Raw genomic sequence first — 7085 nt, 5'->3', positions numbered from 1 at the left:
ACGTCAAGGACGCCGCCAAGGACGTCTTCGGCGACAAGCAGTAACGACCCGCACACGGTCGCCGGTCGACGGCCGCGATGCATGCCGAGCAGGCGAGCACCGCGGACGTCGCCGCCATCGCCGCGGCATCCCTCGCGGTTCGGCGGTCGACCCGTCGGCGACGCCATCCCTGCGTCGCCGACGGGCTCGCCCGGATCGCGCGACCGCCGTCCCATCCTCGAAGGAGACACCATGCGCAGCACCCCACCCGTGGCCGGTGGCGCCGCCGTCGGCGTCGTCCTCGGCACGCGGACGACCCGATCGGTCGTCCGCGAGCCCACCCCGTGTCGCGCTCTGCGGCGCGCCGCCCGGCGCAGCTGATCGCCGGCATGCACGATGTCGACGACCAGACCCCACGATCGGCTGGACGTCGACGTCCGAACCCCTCCGGCGGCCCGACACGGGTCACCGGCGAACGACGAGAGGAGGTCCGGATGCGGCTCGAGGATGCACCCGATGCACTGCTCGCGCAACGATCCGCAGACGGTGACGACCGCGCCTTCGCGGTGCTCGTGCGCCGTCACGCCCCCGCGCTGCGAGGCTTCGCGACGCGCTACCTCGGTTCGACCCTCGAGGCGGACGACGTGGTGCAGGAGGCGCTCGTGAACGCGTGGCGCCGCATGGGCGAGCTGCGGGACCCCTCGCAGGTGCGCTCGTGGCTCATGACGGCCGTCGCGCGACGCGCGACCGACGTCATCCGCACCCGGGCGCGCCGACGCACCGACGGCGGCATCGAGGAGCGCGAGATCGAGGACGGCCGCGACGGGCCCGAGCGCACCCTCGAGCGCCGTGAGGCGACTCGCGAGCTGGGTCGCGCCGTCGAGGCGCTGCCCGAGGAGCAGCGCGAGGTGTGGATCCTGCGACAGCTCGGTGGGCTCTCGTACGACGAGATCGCGGAACGGACCGGGTCGACACCCGCGACCGTCCGCGGCAGGCTTGCGCGAGCGCGCCAGAGCGTGCTCGCCACGATGGAACAGTGGAGGTGACCATGCACGACGACCCCACGCCCCGCGACGACGCTCGCGCGGCACCCGATGGAGTGGACGACGCCTCCGCGGCGCCGATCGAGACGATCACCGACGACGTCGTCGCCGAGGTCGAGGCAGAGGTCGCGGCGCAGGATGCCGTGGAGGCGCTGGCGTCCGAGCACGACGAGCTCGCCGCCGGACCCGTCCCCCCGGCCGACGCGACCGAGGACGACGCCGCGACGGCCGCCGACGTCACCGACGACGAGGTGGACGAGCAGGACACGGATGCGCCCGAGACGATCGGCGCCACCGGCGTGACGCTCGAGGAGCTCTCCGCGTACTTCGATCGCGGCCGGACGCCGAGGATCGCCGCGCTCGAGCACGACGCGGAGGCGCGGGCGCTGCTCGACTCGATGGAGCGGCTCGACCGCCTCAGCGCGACGATGGCGAACGAGGATGCCGCCGCGGCAGGCGATCTCGACGAGCAGTGGCTCGACGGGCTGCTCGGCGTCATCCGCTCGGAGGTCCGCGCGGGACGCGACCTGCCGATCGAGGATCCCGACGAGCGCACCTCGACGACGATCACCGAGGGCGCGCTGCGCGAGATCGCGCGCAGCGCGGGCGACGGGATCGAGGGCGTGCTGGTCGGGCGCGTCCACCTGCGCGAGGACGCCGGCGTGCTCGACGTGCGCGTGTCGATCGGCGTGCGCTACGGCAACGCGCTCGTGCCGACCGCCGACGCCGTGCGACTCGCGGTGCACCACGCGCTGCTGACGCATGCGCCGATGACGCTCGGCACGATCGACGTCGTGGTGGAGGACGTGCTGATGGGAGCCACGCGATGACCGATCCCACGCAGGTCGCACGACTCGTCGACCTCGCCGTCGCCACGATCGACGGCGTCGCCGACGTCTACGTCGCCGCGCCGGCGATCGCGCAGATCGCCGAGGCCGGACGCCGAGAGGTGCTCGCCCATGTCACGCCGCTGCCGCAGGCCGTCCGCGTCGCCATCGGCGTGCACGAGTCGGCCGACGTGCGCGCCGTGACGCGAGCCGCGGCGACGGCGGTGCGCGAGGCGCTGCCCGACGACTGGACGGATGCGAGGCTCACGGTGCAGGTGCGACGCATCGAGCGCGGCTGACGGTCGGCGCTGCGGTAGCCGCCCGCCTCCACGCCTGCCGCGCGCCCGCGCGGGGTGGGAGGATGGAGGCACGATGACGACGCTGCCCCAGCACCACCCGCTCCACTCGACGACCGCCGACTCGCGGCTCATCCGGGCCTACCGGGGCGAGCGGCCCGAGGTGACGCCCGTGTGGTTCATGCGGCAGGCGGGCCGATCGCTGCCCGAGTATCGCGAGCTGCGCACGGGCACCGACATGCTCGACTCGTGCCTCGACCCGGCGCTGTCGAGCGAGATCACGCTGCAGCCCGTCCGCCGTCACGGCGTCGACGCGGCGATCTTCTTCTCGGACATCATGGTGCCGCTGCTGCTCGCGGGCGTCGACGTGCGCATCGAGTCGGGCGTCGGCCCCGTCATCGGCACCCCCATCCAGACCCCCGACGACGTCGAGCGGCTCGTCGCGACCGACCCTGCCGTGCTCGACGACGCGCTCGAGCCGGTGCGCGAGGGCGTGCGTCGCACCGTCGCGGGCCTCGCGGGCATCGGCGACGGCTCCACGCCGCTCATCGGCTTCGCGGGCGCCCCCTTCACGCTCGCCGCCTACCTCGTCGCCGGCCGCCCCTCGAAGGATCACCTCGCGGCCCGCACGCTCATGCGCGCGCATCCCGTCGCGTGGGCGCGGCTCACCGACTGGTGCGCCGACGTCACGGGCCGCTTCGTGCGCGCGCAGGTGGATGCGGGCGCCTCGGCGGCGCAGCTGTTCGACTCGTGGGCCGGCTCGCTCCCGCTCGACGCGTACGTGCAGCACGTCGCGCCCGCGTCGTCGCGCGCGCTCGACCACGTGCGCGGGCTCACGGCCTCCGACGGCCGCCCGCTGCCGCTCGTGCACTTCGGCGTCGGCGCCATGGAGCTGTACGGCGCCATGCAGCTCGACGTCGACGCGATCGGCGTCGACTGGCGCACGCCGCTCGACGTCGCGCACGCCCGCATGGGCGGCGACGTGACGGTGCAGGGCAACCTCGACCCCGCGCTGCTCGGCGCCCCGTGGGAGACGATCGCCGCCGCCGCCGACGAGGTGCTGCGCCAGGGCTCGTCGGCACGCGCCCACGTCTTCAACCTCGGCCACGGCGTGCCGCCCGAGACCGACCCGACCGTGCTGACGCGCATCGTCGAGCACGTGCACGCGGCATGAGCGAGCCGACGTCGCCCCAGGGCGGGGATGCGGACGCCGGCCTCGGTCGGCAGCCGACCGCGACCGGACACGAGCCGAGTGCGACCGGTGACGAGCCGGAGGCGCCGCAGCACGAGGTCGTCGTCGTGGGCGCGGGCGTCGCCGGGCTCGTGATCGCGAACGACCTCGCACGGCGCGGCTACGACGTGCTCGTGCTCGAGGCGCGCGATCACGTCGGCGGCATCGTCGCGCGTCACGAGCTCGCAGGGCTCGCGCTCGACGCGGGCGCCGAGTCGTTCGCCGTACGGGGTGGCGCCGTGGCCGAGCTCGCCGAGCAGCTGGGGCTCGGCGACGACCTCGTCGACCCCGAGCCGGGCGGCGCGTGGCTGCGGCTCGCCGACCGCTCGGTGCCGCTGCCGAAGCGCACGCTGCTCGGCATCCCGTCGGTGCCGCTCGCCCAGGACGTCATCGCCGTGCTCGGCTGGCGCGGCGCGCTGCGCGCCTACCTCGACCGCCTCATGCCCGTGCTCAAGGTCGGCAAGGACGAGCGGCTCGGCCCGCTCGTCGAGCGCCGCATGGGCACGGCCGTGCTCGAGCGGCTCGTCGCGCCCATCTCCGGCGGCGTCTACTCGTCGAACGCGCGCGACCTCGACGTCGCCGTCGTCGCGCCCGGCCTCAACGAGGCGATGACGCGCGCCGGCTCGCTGTCGGGCGGCGTCGCGCTGCGCATCGGCGACGGCGCACGCCCGGGCTCGGCCGTGCGCGGCATCCGCGGCGGCATGCACCGCCTGCCGGAGGCGCTCCGCGCCGAGGTCGAGCGGCGCGCGACGATCGTGACGGATGCGACGGTCGACCATCTCGAGCGCACCGACGTCGGCTGGTCGGTGCAGGCGGGCGAACGCCGCTGGACGACGTCGGCGCTCGTCGTCGCGACGCCCGGCGCACCCGCGGCGACGCTGCTCGCGAGCGCCGGCATCGACGTCGAGACGGCGCCGGCGACGACGGTCGAGCTCGTGACGCTCGTGCTGCCGCATCTCGACGGCGCCCCTGCGCGCTCGGGCGCGCTCGTCGCCGAGGACGCCGGCATCGCCGCGAAGGCCCTCACGCACGCGACCGCGAAGTGGGGCTGGCTCGCCGACGCGGCAGCCGACCGCTCCGTCCTGCGCGTCTCCTACGGTCGTGCGGGCGAGGCGCCTGCGACCGCCGAGCTCGCCGACGCCGACGCCATCGCGCTCGCGCGACGCGACGCATCCGCGATCCTCGGCATCGCCGTGCCCGAGCCGATCGCCGCCGATCGCGTGCGATGGGAGCAGGCGCAGCCGTCGTCGTCGGTCGGCGCGCGCGCGCTGCAGCGACGCGTGCGGGATGCGGTCGCGGGCGAGCCGACGCTCGAGGTCGTGGGCGCCTGGATCGCGGGCACCGGGCTCGCGCAGGTCGTGCCCGATGCACGCGAGGCGGCGCTGCGCATCCGCCGCGAGCGCTTCGGCCCACGCGACGAGACCGCGGACGCCGCCGACGAGGACGCGGCCGAGGCGTGACGGCCTAGCGCGCCTCGCGCTCCACGGCCGCCGCGACGCGGTCGAGGAAGCCGACGATGAGCAGCCGCGAGCGGGTCGAGAGCTCGTCGACGAGCTCCTGCACGTGCGTGTCGAGCGCGTCGGCGGCGAGGGCGTCGGCAGTCGGGGCGATGACCTTGCGGCGACGGTCGGTCGGGTGGGGCGTCGTCTCGATGAGCCCGGCCCTGCCGAGGCGGTCGACGAGCGACGTCACGGCCGAGGTGGTGAGCCCCAGGTGCGTCGCGATGTCGGTCGGCGTGACCGGCTCCTCGTCGTGGCGCTCGACGATGAGCCGCAGCGCGGCGCCGTCGGACTCCCCGAGCCCCTGCATCGCCTGGCGTCGCCGCATCATGTGCGACTCGGAGGTGCGCAGCCGCACGAGGGCCTGCACGACGTCGGTCTCGGGTCGCCCGATGAGCGGGTCGATGACGTAGTCCACGTCAGCGCTCTCGCATCCAGATCGACGGCGCGAGGGTCGTGGCGACGGCGAGCGCGACGGCCGACTGCGCGACCGCGAGGTCGTCGAATGCACCGATGCCCGCACCGAGTCCGTCGACCGCGAGGTACCGACCGCCGACGAGATGCACGAATCCCGCTGCGACGTGCCGGTGGGGTCCCGGCTCGGTCGCAGCCCAGACGCCCGCCTCGGCCACCCTCCACTCGAGATCGTGCGCGTCGGACGACGCGGCCGACGATCGACGGTCGGCGGTGAACGTATCGAGGAGCGAGGTCATGGTTGCTAGCCAACCTAGCAACTCGCCCGGCGAGAAGCATGTCGACTTGTCGACATGCTTCCTGGCTGAGTATCCTTCGACGATCGAGGCGTCGAATCGACGCCCGACTCCGGATCCTGGAGGCCCGTCTTGGAGCACTCGCGCATCGCCCTCGCGCACCCGGCGGACGCCACCCCGGGCGGCGACCGTGCGTCCGCGTCCTCGGCGTACTGGTACCCCGACGGCCACACGCCGTCGGCGGTCGACGTGCTCAACCTGCTGCGCCGATATCGCACCGCCGAGACCGCGATGCGCGCACGCACGCGCTCGTCGATGCATATGAACGAGACCGACCTGCTCGCGCTGCGCCACCTGCTGCGTGCGCAGCAGCGCGGCGATCTCGTACGCCAGCGCGACCTGTCGACGCTGCTCGACATCTCCTCCGCGTCCGTGACGGCGCTCGTCGACCGGCTCGAGCAGTCAGGCCACGTCGAGCGGAGGCCGCATCCCTCCGACCGTCGATCCGTCGTCGTCGTGCCCACCGCCGACACCGACCGCGAGGTGCGCCACACCCTCGGCGACATGCACCAGCGGATGATCGCCGTCGTCGACGGCATGACCGGCGAGCAGCTCGTCGCCGTCGGCACGTTCCTCGCCGGCATGGTCGAGGCCGTCGAGGAGTCGAGCACGCCCCCCACCCGCTCGGCGCAGACCCGCTGACGACGGTCGCGGCTCGCCGCGATGTGACCGCAGCACGAGGAACGCGAGAGGATGGTCGGGTGAGCGACGACAAGATGGCACCCGTCGTGCCCATCGGCACGGCACCCGTCGAGATCATCCGGCACCCCAGCGGCCGCGACCTGGAGGAGCCGCAAGGCTTCGCCACGTGGATCGTGCTGCGGCGCACGGAGTCCTCGGGCACCGCGGGCAAGGAGTCGATCGAGGCGGCCGCCGCCGACCTCGGCGACGTCACGCTGCGCGGCATCTACGACCTGACGGGCTTCCGCGGCGACGCCGACCTCATGCTGTGGCTGCACAGCCCCGACGCCGCAGCGCTGCAGCACGCGGTGCGGCGCCTGCGCCGCACCGCCGAGCTCGCAGGCACCGAGCAGACGTGGGCGGCGATGGGCGTGCACCGCGACGCAGAGTTCAACAAGCGCCACGTGCCCGGCTTCCTGCGCGGCGTCGACCCTCGAGCCTGGGTGACCGTGTACCCGTTCAACCGCTCGTACGAGTGGTACCTGCTGCCGGCCGAGGATCGTGCGCGCATGCTCGCCGAGCACGGCCGCAGGGGTGCGGCGTACACGGGCGTCATCGCGAACACCGTGAGCGCGTTCGCGCTCGGCGACTGGGAGTGGATCCTCCCGCTCGAGTCCGACGACCTCGTCGAGCTCGTGGACATGATGCGCGAGCTGCGGGCCGTCGAGGCGCGCATGCACGTGCGTGACGAGATCCCGTTCTTCACGGGACGCAGGATCGAGACGACCGACGTGATGGAGGTGCTGGCGTGAGCTGCTG

The 7085-nt window shown here is 74.0% G+C and carries 9 protein-coding genes; 7 read left to right on the top strand and 2 right to left on the bottom strand.

Annotated elements, in window-relative coordinates:
• The first annotated feature begins 473 nt into the window (after positions 1-473).
• The 5 genes from FS793_RS15590 (at position 474) to hemG (ending at position 4836) form a co-directional block, all read left to right on the top strand.
• Positions 474-1025 (top strand): RNA polymerase sigma factor, encoded by a 552-nt coding sequence (locus FS793_RS15590; RefSeq protein ID WP_144721996.1) that lies wholly within the window; start codon positions 474-476, stop codon positions 1023-1025.
• 2 nt (positions 1026-1027) lie between these two features.
• Entirely contained in the window at positions 1028-1852 is an 825-nt protein-coding gene (locus FS793_RS15585; protein ID WP_144721994.1) for a hypothetical protein, read from the top strand.
• Entirely contained in the window at positions 1849-2148 is a 300-nt protein-coding gene (locus tag FS793_RS15580) for a hypothetical protein (protein WP_144721992.1), read from the top strand. The genes FS793_RS15585 and FS793_RS15580 overlap by 4 nt, the downstream gene beginning before the upstream one ends.
• A gap of 73 nt (positions 2149-2221) precedes the next feature.
• On the top strand, positions 2222-3319 hold the full coding sequence (gene hemE, locus FS793_RS15575) for a uroporphyrinogen decarboxylase (RefSeq protein ID WP_144721990.1): 1098 nt from the start codon (positions 2222-2224) through the stop codon (positions 3317-3319).
• Positions 3316-4836, top strand: coding sequence for a protoporphyrinogen oxidase (gene hemG, locus FS793_RS15570; protein ID WP_144721988.1), 1521 nt, complete (start codon positions 3316-3318; stop codon positions 4834-4836). Before hemE ends, hemG begins: the two co-directional genes overlap by 4 nt.
• Before the next feature lie 4 nt (positions 4837-4840).
• On the opposite strand, the gene FS793_RS15565 is transcribed toward hemG, so the two are convergent.
• Positions 4841-5293 (bottom strand): MarR family winged helix-turn-helix transcriptional regulator, encoded by a 453-nt coding sequence (locus FS793_RS15565; protein ID WP_144721986.1) that lies wholly within the window; start codon positions 5291-5293, stop codon positions 4841-4843.
• Between the two features lies 1 nt (position 5294).
• A complete protein-coding gene (locus FS793_RS15560) occupies positions 5295-5588 on the bottom strand; it encodes a hypothetical protein (protein ID WP_144721983.1) in 294 nt (97 codons plus the stop codon).
• Positions 5589-5717: 129 nt separating this feature from the next.
• On the opposite strand from FS793_RS15560, the gene FS793_RS15555 reads away from it, so the two are divergent.
• Together FS793_RS15555 and hemQ are read left to right on the top strand one after the other, a co-directional pair.
• Positions 5718-6287, top strand: coding sequence for a MarR family winged helix-turn-helix transcriptional regulator (locus tag FS793_RS15555; protein WP_313959379.1), 570 nt, complete (start codon positions 5718-5720; stop codon positions 6285-6287).
• Positions 6288-6346: 59 nt separating this feature from the next.
• Positions 6347-7078 carry a hydrogen peroxide-dependent heme synthase gene (gene hemQ / locus FS793_RS15550; RefSeq protein ID WP_260980214.1) on the top strand — a complete coding sequence of 244 codons (732 nt, stop codon included), beginning with the start codon at positions 6347-6349 and terminating at the stop codon, positions 7076-7078.
• The last annotated feature ends 7 nt before the right edge of the window (positions 7079-7085 follow it).

Origin of the sequence: Agrococcus jejuensis (assembly GCF_007679035.1) — a bacterium.
GTDB classification, from domain to species: Bacteria; Actinomycetota; Actinomycetes; order Actinomycetales; family Microbacteriaceae; genus Agrococcus; species Agrococcus jejuensis_A.
Note: the sequence above shows the minus strand (reverse complement) of the source record. Positions and strands in the feature narration are given on the sequence as shown.